An 18,434-nucleotide genomic window follows, 5' to 3' on the forward strand; every position below is an offset into this window, starting at 1 on the left:
GGGAGGTCCAATACTAAGACAGACCTAAAATACCGCGAACTTTTCTCTGATTCCCACAAAGATGTCCTCATATAATAGAAAAACCCATAATGGCACTAGTCCATTACAGGCTTGTCTTCATTGTATATTCCTTTTCTGTATTTATTTGGTGATACTCCAACCGCTTTCTTAAACGCCGTACTAAAATAATGCTGTGAATCATAACCGACTTGTTCAGCAATTTCATGGATTTGTAAGTCTGTTGAATTTAAGAGACTAATAGCCTTTTTCATTCTCATTTGTGTTATTAAACTAACAAATGAGAGGCCTAGCTCTTGTTTGATTGTACGACTTAAATAGACCGGTGACACTTGAAGGCTTTGAGCAAGAGAATCTAAAGTTAAATCAGTGCTTGTGTAATGCTCTCTGATGTAATTTCTAGCTCTCTTTACAATTGGTGAAACGATTGATTCTCCATATACTTTACTTTTACAATTTTTATAAAATGTAGGAACGTCCATTAAGTCACCTGTGATTGGTTCAGCATAAACGGTGGCAGCTGCCTTTAAATATTCTTGGATGGCGTTTTCTATTTTAGAAAATAGATCTTCTTGAACTTGACCCCAAAGAATAATGAAAAATAGACCTTTACTATCAGTGAAAATAAGTGATTTTTTCTCATTCACGATTTCCAATAAGATATTTTTAACAGCAAAGATAAAGATTTCTCGATCATTCCCTCTAATGAGTGGTTGATCAAATTGAAATTCCTGGCTTCGAATGACAATGATATGAGTCGGAGCGGTGGTTGGCATTTCTAGGAATCGCAGTTGCTCAAGGGTTTTCGTCTCTGAAAGATGACCTTCAACCCAATCTCTACAAAAGCGTTCTTGAATAACCAGCTGGTGTTGGGTAATATGACTTGTTGCCATTTTCATATAGTTAGTTTTTTCAGCCTGCTGGTTGATCTTATCACGGATGTTGTGAAGGACCTCCAATAGTTTCTCCGGTTTCACAGGCTTCAGCAAATAGTCCTCTACCTGCAAACGCAATGCTTCTTGTGCATAACTAAATTGATCATATCCTGAAATGACGAGTACACGACATCCAGGTAGGTCCTGCCGAAGATGTTTGACCATGGTTAATCCATTCATGATCGGCATATTTAAATCGACAAGCAAGATATCTATTTCATGCTTTAAAGCGAGTTCTAAAGCTTCCTCCCCATCCTCAGCTTCAGCCACTACTTCCATGCCCACTTCATTCCAGTTAATTGAATCACGTATACCCTCACGAATATTCGGCTCATCATCGGCAATCAATACCTTCAAATACTCCTGCAAATAAATTCCCCCTTATATGGTGCGGTTCATGGGGACGGTTCTCGTGTCTCATTCATAGTCCGATGACACATAAGAACCGTCCCCGTGTCTCATACACGAAAGCCGTCCACTGTTTCATTTTGGTAATAGAATTTTTACGGTTGTGCCTTTGCCTTGCTCGCTTGTGATGTATAAGCCATATGGTTCACCAAATGTTAATTTGATTCTAGCTTGTACATTCATAATTCCATATCCAATTTTGTTCATATTTCGTGATTCCTCGATGTTATTAAAATCAGTTGCTAAGTTTTCATTAAGCTTTATTAATTTTTCTTCGGGAATTCCGACACCATCGTCTTTTACATAGAGCACAAGGTCCCCATTTTCTTCTTTCCCGATAATTTCAATATGTCCAGGACCTCTTCGTTCTTTTATCCCATGATAAATTGCGTTTTCAACAACCGGTTGTAGGACAAGTTTTAGGACGGTTACACTGTTCAAGTTGGTATCAATATTTAGATCAAACATTAACTTGTCTTTGTATCTTGCTTTTTGTATTTTTAAGTAGCTGAAGATATGTTCAATTTCATTTTCTAATGTAATCATGTCACTTCCCTTGCTCAACCCAATACGGAATAATTGTGACAACGATTCCACTACATCTGCTACTTCAAGAGCCCCTTTTTTTCTAGCCATCCAATTGATTGTATCTAATGTGTTGTATAAGAAATGAGGCTTGATATGCGCTTGTAATGCACGTAATTCTGCTTCTCGTTTTTGACGCTCCTGAATCTCGGTTAAGGATATGAGTTTATTAATTTGAGCAAGCATGGTGTTGAAGCTTCTTCCAAGCATTCCAATTTCATCTTCGCGATCACCTTTATAACGAATCAATAAGTCCCCTGATTCTGCTTTATTCATAAAAGCATTTAGTTGGCGAATCGGCCTGGACATTGAATATGATAAATAATACGACGCTCCTATACCAAACATGATCACAATAAATAAATAACTAATCACAAAGAAATGGATTTGCTGAACCTCTAATACAGATTCACTTGGTGAAAAAACACCGATGGTCGTTGAATTTGTAAAAGAAGACTTTCTATAAATGAATTGAAGATCTGTACCATCCACATTTTTCGAGAACGTATTTCTTGGTGATTCCTCAAACCACTCAGTTGGAATTTTACTAATAATAGCTTCTGGAGGTGCATAGATGGTGTCTCCATTTTCTTCTGTCACCATCAAATATCCTGATTTACCTAATTTTACGTCCTTAAGTGTTTCAGAAATGACTCGAAGCTTAAGGTCAATGAGAACAACGCCCAGGACTTTTTGTGTTGTAGGATCAACGATTGCTCGAACCCCGGAAACTAACTCCTCATCCGTGTAGTTCACATGTGAAGTCACATTTCGATCCTTTGGATGGCCGATTATTTTGAATATCCCCTTATTTTCAATTGCTTCCTTATACCATTTCTCTTCAGTTAATGACTTAATATTTCGTGCATACATTTCATTACTAATATATTCTCCATCACTATTGATTAAAAGAATACCTGCGATTTCTGGATTCACAGTCGTAAACCCCTGAAGAAACTGTCTGATTTGATAAGAATAATCAGGATCAGGTTGGAATTCATTTTCACTATTTTTTAAAAAGCGCTTCACATCCTGATCAAAGGAGATTAAATAGGAGATATTCTGCATATTTTCGACATAGGATTCAAGTGATTTATTTGCCTGACCAATGAGTTGTAACGTATGTTCCGCATCTTGTTTTTCCATAATACGGTCAACCGTCACATTGATTAAAAGGCCTAGTACAATCGACGGAAGAATACTAATTCCTAATAGTAAAGCAATAATTTTGTAGCGAATAGGCAGATTATCAATCTGTAGTTTATTTGTGATAAATTTTCGTAAAGAGAATCTTTTACCTTGCATAAAATTCCCCTACGTTTTCCTTCGTTACAACGGTAATACCGGTATCCATCGTTACGGTGGAAGTGGCATCATCGGTGAAGAGTTTACTTTTTGATAAAATAAGATCGTTTTGAAGGTGAAACAAATATTGTAGTGACCAATATCCCATATTCCAAGTACCCTGAGCCATTGTTGCCGAGATGCTTCCATTTTCAACCATGTCCAAGGTTTCTTTATCTGTATCAAAACTTATAATTTCAATTTGTCTATTTAATTGAGCCTTTGCCTCTGCAACACCTACGCCTCCATTTGCTTCTGTTACAAAGAGACCTTTCAAATCAGAATGCGCTTTCATCATCTCGATTGCAGCCTGCTTCGAAAGAAGTTTTTCCGCTTTGCCATCCTTCACATCCACAACCTGAATATTGGGGTATTCTTCTTTAAGGGTTTGCTGAAATCCATTCACTCTTTCGATATGGTTTGACTGATTTGGAAGTGTAATGACCCCAACCTTCCCATCATTACCTACCAATTTTGCCATTTGATGTGCAGCTTTCTCTCCTGCAATGAAATTATTTGTACCATAAAATGCAGCGGCCTTACTGTCAGGTGCGTTGGAATCAAATAATACGACTGGTATTCCTGCTTCAATTGCTTTATTAATGGTAGCATTTAATCTTTCAGGATGAATGGCAGTTAATGCAATTCCGGCCGGTTTTCTGGCAATGACTTGCTCAAGAACGGTAATTTGCTCATTCACATCATACTGTGTGGCTCCACGATATTCGACTGATACATTTAATGCTTCTGCTGCATCCTCAAACCCCTTCACAACCTCTTTCCAATACTCAATACCGACCATAAAAGTCACCATCACATAAGTATCCTCTACTTCTCCCTGAACCTTCTCATCTTCCTGATCAAATACTGCTGGGAGTTCTCGGGTTTGGTATTGATATAAATACATTAGAAAAGAGGCAATTAAGATGCCATAAACAACTAATAGCTTTTTCAATCTATTGTAACCCCTTCCATTAAGGTGTTAGAAGCTTAAACAATTGATAACCTTTTTATAGACCTATTCTACTAAACAAAAGAGTGCCTGTCATTACCCCAAAATTTGAAGGTGGTATTTTTTGTGATTTGTAGATTTTTTTACTGAGGCAGCGTATCCATTTTAATTGATGTGATCCCCGCTATGTGAAGAAATCTTTGCTTGGATCAGGGGGTTTTGGCTATTGGGTGTTCCTATTAGACAAAATCTTTGTTTGGTTATCGGATTTTGTTTAATAGAGGGCTCCTATCGAACAAAGTCTTTGCTCGATTCTTGGGTTTTGTCTAATAGAGGGCTTCTATTGAACAAAACCATTCCCCGAGACATGTGTTTTGTCTAATAGAGCTCTTCTATTGAACAAAACCATTCCCCGCGACACGTGTTTTGTCTAATAGAGCATTTCTATTGAACAAAACCATTCCCCGCGACATGTGTTTTGTCTAATAGAGCTCTTCTATTGAACAAAACCATTCCCCAGACCGTTTGTTTTGTCTAATAGAGCTCTCCTATTGGACAAAATCATTCCTCGAGACATGTGTTTTGTCTAATAGAGCTCTTCTATTGAACAAAACCATTCCCTGAGACACGTGTTTTGTCTAATAGAGCTCTCCTATTGAACAAAACCATTCCCCGCGACATGTGTTTTGTCTAATAGAGGGCTTCTATTAGACAAACTCCTAATGCAAACAGTCCGTTTTGTCTATTACAAATCTATTATTACCAGCTTTCCTACATCTGAATACAGTAGGCTTACCTATCTAGTTATTAACAGCCTTTACAACAAAAAAAAGAAGCCTTTTATATCATAATAAGCTTCTCATATTATTATGCAGATTTAAGAAAAACATAAGCTTTTTAAAGTGTAACAAGCTTCTCTTTCGAACACTCATTATACCTTTGAACTAATTCCTGATCATCCAGAGCAAAGAGCTCCTCTTCTGTGATTCCGTCACTTAGCTCCAACACTTTTCTTTCTGTTTCAAATCGTTCAAATTCAGATAAAAAGTAGCTTTTTACAATTAACATAGCGCCTCTCCCTTTCTCTTCATTACTATAGCTAAATTTTTGCCAGATTGGGAGACTTTTATACAATAAATAAGAAGATTTTTTTATAGACTTATATATTTTTGGTGCCAGGCACCCGAAGTGGGACAAGAGTTGTCCCACTTAAATGCTAGAGTCGACCGTTTTTAACGATACGAGCCATCATGTCAGCATTCGGGTATCCTACTTCATCATACTTCGCTGCTGCTAATTCGGGATCCACAGTCACTCTTTGAATCGTTGTTGAAATCTGACCCTGATTGACTTCTACGATACCATATGAGGCTTTTGCTAATCCGTCAAAAGGAAGGCCAACACTCCCAATATTCATTACAATACGCCCACCGATAAAACGAATATATGGTTTATGGATATGTGCATATAGATAAAGATCTGCAGCTTGTCCAGCCATTAAGGTTTGTTCAATTTTATCATCATCTGAATTTGGCGGAATTATATCAAATAAGCTTTCAGGTGTTGCATGAAATGCATGAATTTTCACTCCATCAGCCTCTGTTTGGATACTCGTAGGTAGGTTCGCTAAATAAGAAAGATCATCTTCATTAAGCTTAGAAACCGTCCAGTCTCGCTCAGTATTCATTATTTCTAATGCTTGAGCAGGGACCTCGCCTTCTTTTACACCACGAACGACCCATTCATCTGCATTTCCTTTAATAACTTCTGTGTTTAATTCACGAATTAAATCAAGAGCTCTTTTCGGTTCAGGTCCCCGGTAACAAAGGTCACCGAGTACAAAGATTTGATCAATCTCTCTCATTAAGATATCTGCCAATACCGCTTCTAAAGCTACTGCATTACCGTGAATGTCTGAAATAAATGCTAGTTTCATCAGATCAACCTCGCTTCCATTAAAATTGTTCTCTATCTTAAAGTATACCCTTTTTCCACACCATGTTACCATCTTGATGGTGCAACCGGGACAATTCGCGTCCCAGTTTTGGTGCCTGGCACCAAAAAAAGAGACCGCAAAAAAACCTAATCGAGAGCCGATTAGGTAGGTTTTTAACTCTTTTTTACTCCGACAATTTCTGAATGGTTTTCGCTAAGAGCAATGTTCGTTCTGTTAATGTCGGGATTTCTAAATATTCTTTTTCACTGTGAGCATCTCCGCCAACAGGACCTAGTCCGTCGATCGTGGCAACACCGTTTGCTGAGGTAAATGAAGCATCTCCTCCGCCACCTGTTGAAGTGTCTTTTAGCTTCACACCAATTTCTTTTCCGACGCCTTGAATGACATGAAGGAGCTCTTCGTTACGTTCATTTTTTTCCATCGGAGGTCGATTCATTTCACCTTCTAAGGTAATCTTTGTTCCAGGCACATCACATACAGAACAAATTGATTTAATTTGTTGCTCTAACATCGCAGCTTGCTCTAGCTCAGTGATACGAATGTCTACATGTGCGACTGCATTTTGTGAGACCGTATTGACCGCAGATCCCCCTTCAATGATACCGACATTTACACTAATGCCATTTTCATGATCGGTTAGCTGATGTAGTTGAATGATTTTATAAGCGAGTGCCTCAATCGCACTTCGCCCTTTCTCAGGCTCAATCCCTGAGTGTGCGGCTTTCCCTTTGACAACTAATGTATATCGACCGCCTCCACGTCTAGCGGATACAAGTGATCCGTCTTTTCGCGCTGGCTCCATAATGAGTGCATAATCCTTGCCATTTGACTGATCTTCAATCAATGATCGTGATGAGGGTGAACCGATTTCCTCATCTCCGTTTAGCACAAGTAGAACATTCTCATATGCCTTCACGTCTTCACTTTGTAATGCCATCAACGCATACAATACCTCTACCAGACTTGACTTCATATCAACAACACCTGGTCCATAGGCTCTTGTTCCTTCCACCCGGAAAGGACGTTCCGCAACCGTTCCTTCTGGGAAAACAGTATCCATATGTCCACAAATGATAATTCTTGGATCCACTGCGTTTTTATGCTTAATGACCAGATTATTACCATAGTCGGCTTCCTCTTTTACCTCCACAGTAAATCCTAAGCGTTCAAATTTCTGTTGTAAAACAAGGCCTACTCGGTCAATTCCTTCTTTATAATAAGATCCACTATCAATATTGACCAATTCCTCAATTAATTGAAGCATCTCTTCTTGTTTGTTTTGAATAAAATGTTTCACATTACCCACTCCTGCTAATTCTTAAATACTAGTATACCACCATTACCTACTGTTATGGGTGAGCTAACATCTGGAAATAAACTAGTATGTGAGATTTATAGGTAATTAGTTGGTCAAGTTATTACTATATTATATGATGCTACTTGTTGATCAAACACTGGTGAACATGGGGTTATTCATTATTTTCCAAAAAATAGACTGTTATAACTTCCCTTTTCTTTTGTTAAAAATCCATAATGCTAAAAGCGCCAAACCTGCACCAATCGAATCTAGACCCACATCCATGATGGAAGCTGTTCTACTAGGTACAAGGCTTTGATGAAATTCATCTGTCATTGCATAAACGGTCGTTAATATCCACGCATATAGATAAGCTCGCTTTATATCACCTAGAGCAAAGCGGAATAAAATGCCTAATAGACCAAAGGCAATCACATGTCCAGATTTTCGAATAATGAAATTTAGCTGATCAACGAGCAGGTATGGATCCCAGCTGATTCCCAAAAAATCATAAACAGTCTTAATACTATCTCCAAGCATGCTGGAAGTACTATCTCCTGTGAAGCTTGGTGATCCTGTTGCGTGAAAGATCATATAACAATAGCCAATCGTTATGACCCACCAAATGATACGTTTTTTATTCATGTTCTTCACCATCTTATTTTACAATTGTTATGAATAATTTATCTTAGCTCACTTCCTAAAAAATTACAATATCATTGAAGGAATGCATGTTTTTTTTACCCCCGAGACAAAATAGGGAAAAGAAAGGATGAGACAATGCGTAACTTGATTATGAGTGTGCTAATTAATTATGTGATTTCAAGCATTATGTTAAAAAGAAACCTGGATTGGCATAGAAAATTAGTATGGATTTTTGGTCCGTTGTTTTTCATTTTTACTCAATTACAAACCGAGTATGCGATCAAAAGGATAAAACAGAGTGAACAAAAATAATCTATACAGTAAATGTGATTGACCATATACCCCATAACCCAGTCCGGACGCGAACGGACTGGAGCGAATGAAGACCACGTAACAAATCTGAAACTATATGTGTATCATCCCCACCTTCATTCAATTTCCAGTGACTATTTTCCCATTTAATCACTGACTTCCTTTATAATAAGACAAAAGGGGAGACAGAAAATGATGAAAAAGTATGTGCTTATTCTTTTACTGATCTTCATTACTGGATGTACAAAGACAGAGAACATCCTTCAAGGCGTTGAAGACGGTAAAATATATGTATCTGATCCCGTAATTTCAATAGATGATGACTTTCATGGAGACTATGAGTTAGTTTTAAATGACAAGAAGATTAATAGTGGTTACACGGTTGAGGATAATGGTGATTACACACTTTTCCTAAAAACAAAAAACCTTTTTGGGGTTAAAAGAACCTACACCTATCAGTTTACACACGATGATATCCAACCTAGTGAGCCCAAGCTTACAACAACACCTAAATCTGTTTATTTTAAGAAGGCAAGGTTTGATTTTAAGCATGAAGAGCATGTTGATTACCAGACATTGCTTAATGGAAAAACTGTGGACTTAAATAAGCCTATTACTGAAGAAGGTACACATTTTCTGAAGATTATCGCAACAAAGAATAACGGCTTAAAATCGGAGCTCAGACATCCGTTTATCATTGATAATCAAACCTATTCAATCGAACAATTAGAGACGTTTCTGGATTTTTTCTTTCACCCGAACACCATTGAAACGGAACCAATCCTCTATAAATGGACCGATACGGTGACGATTGTTGTTCATGGACGATCTACGGAAAAAGACCTGGTGATGCTTGAACAACATGTCGGAACATTAAACAAATTATTGCCTTTTAAATTCATTATTACACATGAAGAAAAAGGACGGACTTATTCAAGGCAACTGGATCTACATTTTATTCCGACCTGGGCTTTTACACGGTTTGTAAGTGAAGAATCATACCCAGGGGTCACGCAGGCGATTGGCTTAGCCTTTCCTAATGAAGTAAGTAGTGAGAGTGGAATTCTTGGTTCAACTGTACTCGTGGGCTCTGACATTTCCCAAATAGAGAGAAATCACGCCATTCTTCATGAACTCATCCATGCAATTGGACTGTACAACCATTTTGAGGAAGATAGAAGTAGCATTCTATACCCATTCATAGATTCGATCGTTTCAGAATTGAATGAAACAGATCTTAAAATGATTGAAATGCTTTATCGCAAGGATCTGCACACTGGGATGACTGAAGAGGACGTTGTACACGTTCTTAAACCGAGGATTATAAATTGATTGAGAAAACAAGCACCTATCCAGCCTCAGGCAGTCATAAGGTAGGCCCGGCAAAAACTCGGTTGTTAAATAAGCGTAGAAATTCCCCTTAAATAGGAAGTCGCATTGAAATTGGCTTAAATAGACGGAGAGATTCCGTCTATTTACTCCCAAACAATAGAATTGTGTGATTTTGCTTTGCTTAGTCGGAAAATATCCGCTTATATACACCGAACCAAGCTCTATTTGCAGTTTAACCGGAAAATCTCCGCTTATTTTCAAAGGAAGACAACCAGCAAGTTGCCAATTTCAATTCAGGGTGCATTTACCTATAAAAAAAATGAGTGCTAGCAAACTGGCACTCATTTTTTTGGATAGAAACAGAGATCCATCCATTTAAGGTGTAAAGCTAACAGCTTGGTTTCTACCTATTTCCTTTGCATGATACAATGCTTGGTCAGCCTGTTTTAGTAATTCTTTTTTATTCGTTGTTTGATCTGGTATCATAGTGGCTAGTCCAATACTGATCGTTACATGCTTAGAAATAGGTGATTTTTCGTGTGGTATTTCTAATTGTTCAATTTTTCTATTTAAACGTTGAGCAATTTCCTTTGCAGCAGCCTGGTTTTGGTAAGGTAAAACACAAACGAATTCCTCTCCACCATACCTCGCAACTAGTCCCTCTTGATTTTCATTTAACGTCTGAGCCACCAGTTTTAAACACTGATCACCCATTTGGTGTCCATAATAGTCGTTATATTTTTTAAAATAGTCAATATCAACTAACAAGACAGAAATAGGCTTATTTTCGAATTGGCATTTCTGAAAATGAACGTCAAAGTATTCATCAAAACTTCTCCGATTTGGTATGTTTGTCAAGCCATCAACGAGTGCCATCTCTTTCAGTTTATTGTTAAGCTCCTCTAGTTGTTTATGAGATTGTTTAATTTGTTGTGTTCGTTGCTCAACCTTTGTTTCAAGCTCATTGTTCAATTGTGTGAGATCCCAAGCCAACTTCTCCGAAAGCTTTAGCGAATATGACAGTCTTCTTGATATCACTAATGAAAAGCATACAACAAACACTGAGATGCCAATCACCAATAGATTTGTCTCAGGTAATCCTAATAGATTACCAAATATCTCACCGATACTCGTCACCATTAAAACTCCAAAACCAGTCAGAAGATAATAAGTTTCCTTTTGCTTTCTCTTTACAATTTTAACAATAATGAAGCCGGCATATACGACACATATTAACATAAAAAATTGAAAGTACATTGTGAATAATGGATATATTTTTGCAGTGGTAAAGATAGTAAACACATCAAATATCACAGGAATAATGGTACAAATCCTCGTAATGAATCTGCTCATTTCCTCTCTATATAATCTGTATAATACCATTGCTATTAACGGAACATGGCTATAAAGAATAATATAGTCCAATTTCATCGCCAGCTCCCAGTTAAAGTGCGGAAACATCTTTGTGAAAAAAACATCACCGATCATTAGGGAACGGAGAGCTACTAATAAGCAGAATGCTCCAAAATAAAAGAAATAACTTTCCGTCCTTCTATAGATGCCAAGCCCAATGTGATAAACACCCGCTAATACTAATATACCAAGCATAAACGCTTGCAGAACGCTTCTCTTAAAATATTGATTATGAATATTCTCTGACGTACCAAATGTGATTGGTTCAGGGAGTCCACCAGTTACATAGTGAAAATTTGATACTTGTAAGGTCACTGTAAATGTATGATTTTTCGGTAAAAAATCAATCACTTTTGGATACTTTTGGGGAACGCTTTCTATTTCATTTATACTAACCTTACCTGTCTTAGTAAGCAGTTTATCGTCAATCCAAATCGTATAATTGGAATGGATAGCTGGAATTCTTAATGATAGCACCTCGTCTATTTTATCAATCGAAACATGCAATCGATACGTGGCATAGCCTACCTTTGGAAGAGGTTCTCCGTTAATTGAATGAGTACTCCAGACACCTGGTAATTGAATAGATTGGCTTTGATCCATTGGTTGATTGAAATCTGCGGGATCAAGAAGCTGCTTCCAATAAAACTCCCATTGACCATTCAAAGGGATCGTCTCTTCTTTCACATTCCAAGCTGTTAAATCCAATTGTCCATCAACAGCAGAAAACTCATCTACTTTCGGTTGAACAGAACAAGCGGACAAGAAAAAGAAAGAAAGAAGAATGAAGAGTAATTTATGTTGATGTTGCATATGATTCCCTCGCAATCAGTGATGGTTACTCATGGTGTGAATGTTAGAGTTGGTAAAACTCGGTTGAGATATTATATCACGAGTAGCACCACTAATTAGACAGGAAAAATAAAGCTATTTTGTGAAAAATCCCCTAGTATACTACTGAAATATCATCAGCTTTAGGCTTTTAATCACTAAATCTGTTTTGTAATTCCTTCACAGCCTCAACAATATCCTCATCTGTGAGCTTATAGTACTTCTTCAAATATTCAGTTGTACCTACTTGACCGAATTGTTCTCTTACACCAATTCGTCGCATCGGTGTTGGGCAATGCTCACTTAACACTTCTGCAACAGCACTTCCAAGTCCACCGATTACATTATGATTTTCAGCCGTAACGACATAGCCTGTTTTTTCCGCATACTTAACAACTAACTCTTGATCGATCGGCTTAATTGTAAACATGTCAATGACTGCTGCTTCAATTCCTTTTTCTTCAAGAAGCTTTGCCGCTTGTAATGCTTCAGCCACCATAATTCCACTTGCAATGATGGTTACATCACGACCATCTCTAACAACCTTCCCTTTACCAGTTTCAAAGACTTCATCCTCTTCATACAGCTTTATCGCTTTCTTACGAATGGTTCTAATATAATGAATGCCCGATTCCTTCTCAATTTTTCTGAGTAGATAACCAAGCATTGTCGAGTCACTAGCCTCATACACGGTGGCTCCAGGGATTAATCGAACTAAACCCAAATCCTCAAACGCCATATGTGTACCACCATTATGCTCTGCAGTCACACCTGAGTCAGAACCAATGATCTTTAAATTTGTACGCGCATAAGCGCCCGACACAAATAGTTGGTCAAATGCCCTTCTTGTGGCAAATTGAGCAAAGGTATGAAGATATGGAATTTTACCAGTGATCGACATTCCTGCACCCACACCAATCATATTCGCCTCCATGATCCCACAATTGATCATTTGTCCTGGAATCTCACTGATAATCTTATTCGTTGAGATGGCGCTCATCAGATCTGCTTCAAGCGCGATGATGTCGGGATTGTGTTTCGCTAGCTCTAAAATGGTTGAAGCATACATTTGACGCATTTCTACATGCTCTAATTCGAACTTAGATGATGTATGAATCATTATTTTGCCACCGCCTTTTCTACCTTATCCTCAAGCTCAGAAATCATCGCAAGAATCGCTTTTTCATCTTCAGTATTCGGCCTTACATGATGGTTATCTGCTTTTTGCTCCAGATATAGAACTCCTTGTCCTTTAACCGTATCAAGAACGATCGCAACCGGCTTATCCTTTTGTGATTTTCCAAGTTCAATTGCCGCTTGTATTGATTGTAGGGAGCCTCCATCTACCTTCATCGTAAAAAATCCAAACGCTCTAAATTTCTCTTCAAAATCGAGTGGATCAATGATGTCAGTGGTTGGTCCATCAAGCTGTTTTTTATTATCATCAATGAACACAAACAAGCGGTTTAGTTTATGATGTGAAGCAAACTGAAAGGCTTCCCAACATTGTCCCTCATTCAGTTCTCCATCACCTACAACACTATACGTATAGTTTTCTCTTCCTGAAAGCTTATGAGAGAGTGCTACACCAACCGCTACCGAGATTCCTTGACCAAGAGAACCGGTCGTCATATCTACACCTCGAGTTAAGTTTCTGTCAGGGTGTGAAGGAAGCCTGGTACCATTTTTATTCAATGTATAAAGCTCTTCTTCTGGAAAATAACCCTTAAGCGCAAGAGTACTATACAGCGCAGGACCACCATGACCTTTGGAGAGGATAAAATAGTCACGCTCCTTCCAATCTGGTTTATTTGGATCCACCTTCATCACTTTTCCATATAGGACCGCTAACACTTCAACAATTGATAAACTTCCACCATAATGGCCGAAACCTAGGTGGTGGAGTTCTTTTAACGTATTTAAACGAATCTGATCTCTGAATCGTTCAAGCTCTTCCATTGTCAATACCTCCCCATTTCAATAGGCTGTTTTCATTTAGATTGTTGCTTTTAAAACCGCAGGCTTAATACACTCTGCGTCCGGCGGGTGACCAGTGAGCCTCCTCGTCGCACAGCTCCTGTGGGGTCTCACTCTGGCCACTGGTCCCGCTGGAGTCTACGTGTATTCAGCCTACCAATCTACCGTTTGAATGTTTAATGTCTACACAACAAACTTTGAGTAAACAGCCTTTCAATAAAATAAGTGGAGAGCGTATCTCCACTTATTCGTTGTTTTTACCGAATTATGCACTCATTCCAGTATTCTTATTTTTCTTAAAGAAGCCTGGTAATAGTGCTAGAATCGTACCTGCAATGACGACAACCCAAACGCCAGTTGTGCCGAACCAGTTTACTAGATTTCCTAAAAGAATACCGGTTGCCCCGAAGTCACTATCAGAGAACGTCGTATTTGCGAAACCAAGGTCACCTAATACTGGCATTAAGAAGACCGGAATGAAGGTGATGAGCAAACCATTTACAAACGATCCGATCGTTGCACCTCTCACTCCACCTGTTGCATTCCCGAATACCCCGGCTGTTGCTCCGGTGAAGAAATGTGGAACAACCCCTGGTAAAATAATAACTGCACCTACAGCGCCAAGAACAAGCATCCCGACAATCCCACCAAGGAAGCTGCAAAAGAAACCAATTAACACTGCATTTGGAGCATATGGAAAAACAATTGGGCAATCTAATGCTGGCCTAGAGTTTGGAACTAGCTTATTAGAAATCCCTCTAAATGCTGGAACAATCTCTGCTAGCACGAGACGTACACCTGCTAAAATAATAAACACCCCAGCCGCAAAGGTAACCGCTTGCAATAAAGAGAAGACGAGATAATGAGTTCCACCACTTAACTCTGACTCGACATAAGATGAACCTGCGAACAACGCGACAATCACATATAAAATCGACATCGTTAAGGCGATCGTCACTGAGCTGTCACGTAAGAAACCAAGACCTTTAGGAAATTTAATATCCTCGGTCGATTTCGATCCTTTTCCAACAACTTTTCCGACTAATCCTGATAATGCATAACCAATTGTAGAAAAATGACCAAACCCGATTTGATCATTCCCTGTAATTTTACGCATGAAGGGCTGTGCCATGGCCGGAAAGATAGCCATTGTAAAGCCTAAAACAATTGAACCAAGGATAATTAGAGAAGTACCAGAAAAACCAGCTACAACAAGAATGACTGCAATCATACAAGCCATATAAAGAGTATGATGTCCGGTTAAAAAGATATACTTAAACGGTGTAAATCGTGCAATTAAAATATTGGCAAACATTCCAAAAAACATAATAAGTGCTGTTGCTGTACCATACTTTGTCAACGCCATCGCCACAATCGCTTCATTGTTAGGAACAACGCCACTGACATTGAAGGCGACTTCAAACATTTTTCCAAAAGGCTCTAGTGAACCAACTAGAATACCCGCACCTGCTGCGATTACGATAAATCCGAGGAATGATTTCGTCGTCCCCTTCACAATGTCACTTGCAGCTTTTTTCTGTAGAACAAGACCAATAAATGAAATTAAGGCAATTAACACTGCAGGCTGACTTAAGATGTCCATCATTAATTTAAGGAATCTTTCACCCATCTTGAATACCTCCCCTTTTTATAACAAACCATTTTGTTGTAAAACGTTAATAAGCTTCTCTCTTAATTCATCCATATCAATAATGCTTTCTAGCACAATAACGTCTCCTAAATGGGATGTGCCCTCTGCAAGGTCCTTGGCAGTAATAAACACATCAGCCATATCTGCTGTTGCAGAGCTTAAATCAGAATGCTCAACCTCTACACCAGACACCCCCAATTCTTTTAAAAGATCTTGGATATTCATCTCTAGCATGAAACTACTACCAAGCCCTGACCCACAAACTGCTAAAATCTTCATTTACTATAACCTCCCTATTTATTTAATAATGAATATTTCGTGATTAATTCGATTACTTCATCCTTTGACTCACTGTCCTTAAGAGTCTCTAGATTTGTTTTACTACTTAACAATTTTGTCAATTGTGATAATGCGGTTAAATGCGTCGTGTGATCTACTGCTGCAATACAGAATAGTAATCTCACGGCATGCTTTTCTTCTCCTAGAAAGTAAACAGGCTCTTTTAGTTTAAGAAAACTCATCCCTACTTTGTTAACACCATTCTCAGGTCGTGCATGAGGAATGGCTACTTCTGGACCAATGATCATGTACGGTCCAAGTTCCTTCACATTTTCAATCATGGCTTGGATATAAGAATCCTCGATCACCCCTTTCGAAAGTAATGGTTTTGCTGCATTTTTGATTGCATCCTCCCAGCTTGAAAGTTGATCTGCAAATTGAATTGTATCCTCTGTTAGTAACTCGTTTAACATTGGTTGGTTCCTCCTAAAAGCATTAACCTTTTTATGAATTGATAGTTCAGTGAGTTCATATTTTAGAGCTTCTTCATCATGGATATCCGCATATTTCCCAATAATTTTTAATAGTTGACTAGCTGAAATTTCATGGTGCTCTACTTGAAATAATTGTCCGTACACCGAATTTACAAGCACATTTTTCTCAGTAGGGGTCATAATCGGTTTGACATGGAAATAGTGATAAGACTTTTTAAGTGGTACTGTCGAAAAAATTAAATCATATACACTAGCATCCTCATGTTCAAACTCCGCTATTGATAGCGTTTTCATAATTGTGATTTCAGAAAAGAGAGATTCTAGTTGATGCTTCACCATCAATGATGAACTAACACCACTCGGACACACGACAACGGCCCTCTTTTTTTCAGCAAGCTTTCTCTTTGGCTTCTGTAGTAATGCACCAAAGTGTATCGTAATAAAGCCAATTTCCTCTTCAGGAATCGAGATATTTAATAACGTTTCTAACGGTAAAAGTAAATCCTTCACAATCGTGTATAGTTCATGGTGCTCTGTTTGAATCTGTTCAATTAACGGATTATTAATTGGAATTCGATATTTCATACGAAAATAGGCCGGTTTTACATGTTGAAAAAGCGTTTCAATCACTTCTGTACGATTCTCAAACGTAATACAAGCCTTCGACTCAAAATCAAGAACAAGCTTTTTACATAAATCAAATACAAGATCTCCTTGCTGGTAATTCAAATTACCACGTGATAATCCTAATAATTGAATGATTGTGTAACAGAGTTCTGATTCAATTTTTTCAATCTTAAGTGCTTCAAGAAGTTTTTCAACAGGTTTCTTCATCCCATTCTGAATTAATACATCAATCTCATCACGATGGAGCTGAACTAACTTTCCCTGCTTTTGCCTGTAATAATAAAAGACTAGGAAATAAGTAAAATCTCTTAATCTTTCTTCTACAAAATGTAATTGGAATTCCTTCTCCACCATTTCCAGTGCTTCTCTCACGTAAAAGTAGACATCCTGCAAGTAGCTTTTTTCAAGTAAATGGTGTAATAAATCTTGCCCATATGGCTTTTTTAATAGCAGTGAAACATACTGAAGCACGACCACCCTCTTATCAAACTCTGAGCCTTTTAAGTGGTATCCCCGCTCTCTCGAATAATCAACTCTCACAATGGAAGATGCTAGTTTACTGTTTAACTTTTTCATATCTGAGATGACGGTGTTCTTACTTACCCTTAACAAATCTGTTAAATGTGCAGAAGAAATTTGCTCTGTTCGAATGAAGAGATATAAATAAATGAGATACAGACGCTCTTCATCGGAGATGATCATTGATTGCTTGAGAGTGCTGTTAGTATGATTTATAAAATAGTGATTCACTTCAGGTGGCATTGAAATCAGATTTGTACGTTTGTAAATGATAGGTGGTAGTTTTTGTGTCCGAAGCCAATAATTAATCTTCTCAAAATCATACGTAATCTGACGCTTACTCAACTTTGTCTGCTCCATAAGTCCATTCATCGTGGTTTGGTTCTTTTCAAGGAGAAGGTTCAATAATAAAGCTGGTCTTTCTTCTTGTATCATCCAAGTCCCTCCTGATACCATCATATAACCGATTGTATTCATTTTGACCAACAACTCAGAACAATCAGTGTGAGATTATATTTACAAAATTGTACTCGGGGACGGTTCTCGTGTCTCATTTTCTATTGAACGCCCTCAGGATTAGAGGTTCTACTATTACCTCTTTGTTTCTTTCAAGGGTATCTACAAAGAATTTAGGTTTCCATCGTTATTCAAAAAGAAAGGGTGCTCAAAAGTTATACTTTTGGAACACCCTCTAAGGCTTGGAACGTTCATTCTGTATCCTGATTTGTATTAGAATAGAGAATGAGCTTCTATTAAGTTCGAAATGGTAAAGACGGACTGTAAAAAATTCTTTTTTTATAGATTTACAATTTATTCAAAAATATGTAAAGTATCACCTATACGAATTCCACGTGGGAT

14 protein-coding genes are annotated in these 18,434 nt (G+C 38.0%); 1 reads left to right on the plus strand and 13 read right to left on the minus strand.

Annotated elements, in window-relative coordinates; all coding sequences use genetic code 11:
• Window positions 1–95 precede the first annotated feature (95 nt).
• The 7 genes from BLQ56_RS15970 to BLQ56_RS15995 all read right to left on the minus strand — a co-directional run bounded on the left by BLQ56_RS15970 (window position 96) and on the right by BLQ56_RS15995 (window position 8,141).
• A complete protein-coding gene (locus tag BLQ56_RS15970; RefSeq protein ID WP_090856500.1) occupies window positions 96–1,322 on the minus strand; it encodes a response regulator transcription factor in 1,227 nt (408 codons plus the stop codon).
• A 114-nt stretch (window positions 1,323–1,436) separates the two neighbouring features.
• A complete protein-coding gene (locus tag BLQ56_RS15975) occupies window positions 1,437–3,251 on the minus strand; it encodes a cache domain-containing sensor histidine kinase (RefSeq protein WP_090856503.1) in 1,815 nt (604 codons plus the stop codon).
• Window positions 3,241–4,245 carry a substrate-binding domain-containing protein gene (locus tag BLQ56_RS15980; protein ID WP_090856506.1) on the minus strand — a complete coding sequence of 335 codons (1,005 nt, stop codon included), beginning with the start codon at window positions 4,243–4,245 and terminating at the stop codon, window positions 3,241–3,243. Before BLQ56_RS15980 ends, BLQ56_RS15975 begins: the two co-directional genes overlap by 11 nt.
• Before the next feature lie 894 nt (window positions 4,246–5,139).
• A complete protein-coding gene (locus BLQ56_RS23610) occupies window positions 5,140–5,310 on the minus strand; it encodes a hypothetical protein (RefSeq protein ID WP_175490336.1) in 171 nt (56 codons plus the stop codon).
• Between the two features lie 148 nt (window positions 5,311–5,458).
• Complete coding sequence (locus BLQ56_RS15985; RefSeq protein ID WP_090856508.1) at window positions 5,459–6,178, minus strand: metallophosphoesterase family protein; 720 nt, start codon at window positions 6,176–6,178, stop codon at window positions 5,459–5,461.
• A 184-nt stretch (window positions 6,179–6,362) separates the two neighbouring features.
• A complete protein-coding gene (locus BLQ56_RS15990; protein WP_090856510.1) occupies window positions 6,363–7,496 on the minus strand; it encodes a M20 family metallopeptidase in 1,134 nt (377 codons plus the stop codon).
• A 201-nt stretch (window positions 7,497–7,697) separates the two neighbouring features.
• Entirely contained in the window at window positions 7,698–8,141 is a 444-nt protein-coding gene (locus BLQ56_RS15995) for a VanZ family protein (RefSeq protein ID WP_175490337.1), read from the minus strand.
• A 504-nt stretch (window positions 8,142–8,645) separates the two neighbouring features.
• On the opposite strand from BLQ56_RS15995, the gene BLQ56_RS16000 reads away from it, so the two are divergent.
• Complete coding sequence (locus tag BLQ56_RS16000; RefSeq protein WP_090856514.1) at window positions 8,646–9,785, plus strand: DUF2927 domain-containing protein; 1,140 nt, start codon at window positions 8,646–8,648, stop codon at window positions 9,783–9,785.
• Window positions 9,786–10,160: 375 nt separating this feature from the next.
• On the opposite strand, the gene BLQ56_RS16005 is transcribed toward BLQ56_RS16000, so the two are convergent.
• The 6 genes from BLQ56_RS16005 to BLQ56_RS16030 form a co-directional block, all read right to left on the minus strand.
• Window positions 10,161–12,011 carry a sensor domain-containing diguanylate cyclase gene (locus BLQ56_RS16005; protein WP_090856517.1) on the minus strand — a complete coding sequence of 617 codons (1,851 nt, stop codon included), beginning with the start codon at window positions 12,009–12,011 and terminating at the stop codon, window positions 10,161–10,163.
• A 169-nt stretch (window positions 12,012–12,180) separates the two neighbouring features.
• Window positions 12,181–13,149, minus strand: coding sequence for a transketolase family protein (locus tag BLQ56_RS16010; protein WP_175490339.1), 969 nt, complete (start codon window positions 13,147–13,149; stop codon window positions 12,181–12,183).
• A complete protein-coding gene (locus BLQ56_RS16015; RefSeq protein ID WP_175490340.1) occupies window positions 13,149–13,988 on the minus strand; it encodes a transketolase in 840 nt (279 codons plus the stop codon). Before BLQ56_RS16015 ends, BLQ56_RS16010 begins: the two co-directional genes overlap by 1 nt.
• Before the next feature lie 283 nt (window positions 13,989–14,271).
• Entirely contained in the window at window positions 14,272–15,636 is a 1,365-nt protein-coding gene (locus tag BLQ56_RS16020) for a PTS ascorbate transporter subunit IIC (RefSeq protein ID WP_090856522.1), read from the minus strand.
• Between the two features lie 18 nt (window positions 15,637–15,654).
• A complete protein-coding gene (locus BLQ56_RS16025; RefSeq protein WP_090856525.1) occupies window positions 15,655–15,936 on the minus strand; it encodes a PTS sugar transporter subunit IIB in 282 nt (93 codons plus the stop codon).
• A gap of 14 nt (window positions 15,937–15,950) precedes the next feature.
• Entirely contained in the window at window positions 15,951–18,011 is a 2,061-nt protein-coding gene (locus tag BLQ56_RS16030; protein ID WP_090856528.1) for a BglG family transcription antiterminator, read from the minus strand.
• Window positions 18,012–18,434 lie beyond the last annotated feature (423 nt).

The organism is Litchfieldia salsa (assembly GCF_900104555.1).
In the GTDB taxonomy this organism is placed as follows: Bacteria; Bacillota; Bacilli; order Bacillales; family Bacillaceae_L; genus Litchfieldia; species Litchfieldia salsa.

Coding starts and splice junctions, on each gene's coding strand:
- BLQ56_RS16025 (WP_090856525.1), bottom strand. CDS start 15,936: ATGAAGATTTTAGCAGTTTGTGGGTCAGGGCTTGGTAGTAGTTTCATG.
- BLQ56_RS16005 (WP_090856517.1), bottom strand. CDS start 12,011: ATGCAACATCAACATAAATTACTCTTCATTCTTCTTTCTTTCTTTTTC.
- BLQ56_RS15975 (WP_090856503.1), bottom strand. CDS start 3,251: ATGCAAGGTAAAAGATTCTCTTTACGAAAATTTATCACAAATAAACTA.
- BLQ56_RS16000 (WP_090856514.1), top strand. CDS start 8,646: ATGATGAAAAAGTATGTGCTTATTCTTTTACTGATCTTCATTACTGGA.
- BLQ56_RS15995 (WP_175490337.1), bottom strand. CDS start 8,141: ATGAATAAAAAACGTATCATTTGGTGGGTCATAACGATTGGCTATTGT.
- BLQ56_RS16020 (WP_090856522.1), bottom strand. CDS start 15,636: ATGGGTGAAAGATTCCTTAAATTAATGATGGACATCTTAAGTCAGCCT.
- BLQ56_RS16030 (WP_090856528.1), bottom strand. CDS start 18,011: ATGATACAAGAAGAAAGACCAGCTTTATTATTGAACCTTCTCCTTGAA.
- BLQ56_RS15985 (WP_090856508.1), bottom strand. CDS start 6,178: ATGAAACTAGCATTTATTTCAGACATTCACGGTAATGCAGTAGCTTTA.
- BLQ56_RS16015 (WP_175490340.1), bottom strand. CDS start 13,988: ATGGAAGAGCTTGAACGATTCAGAGATCAGATTCGTTTAAATACGTTA.
- BLQ56_RS23610 (WP_175490336.1), bottom strand. CDS start 5,310: ATGTTAATTGTAAAAAGCTACTTTTTATCTGAATTTGAACGATTTGAA.
- BLQ56_RS16010 (WP_175490339.1), bottom strand. CDS start 13,149: ATGATTCATACATCATCTAAGTTCGAATTAGAGCATGTAGAAATGCGT.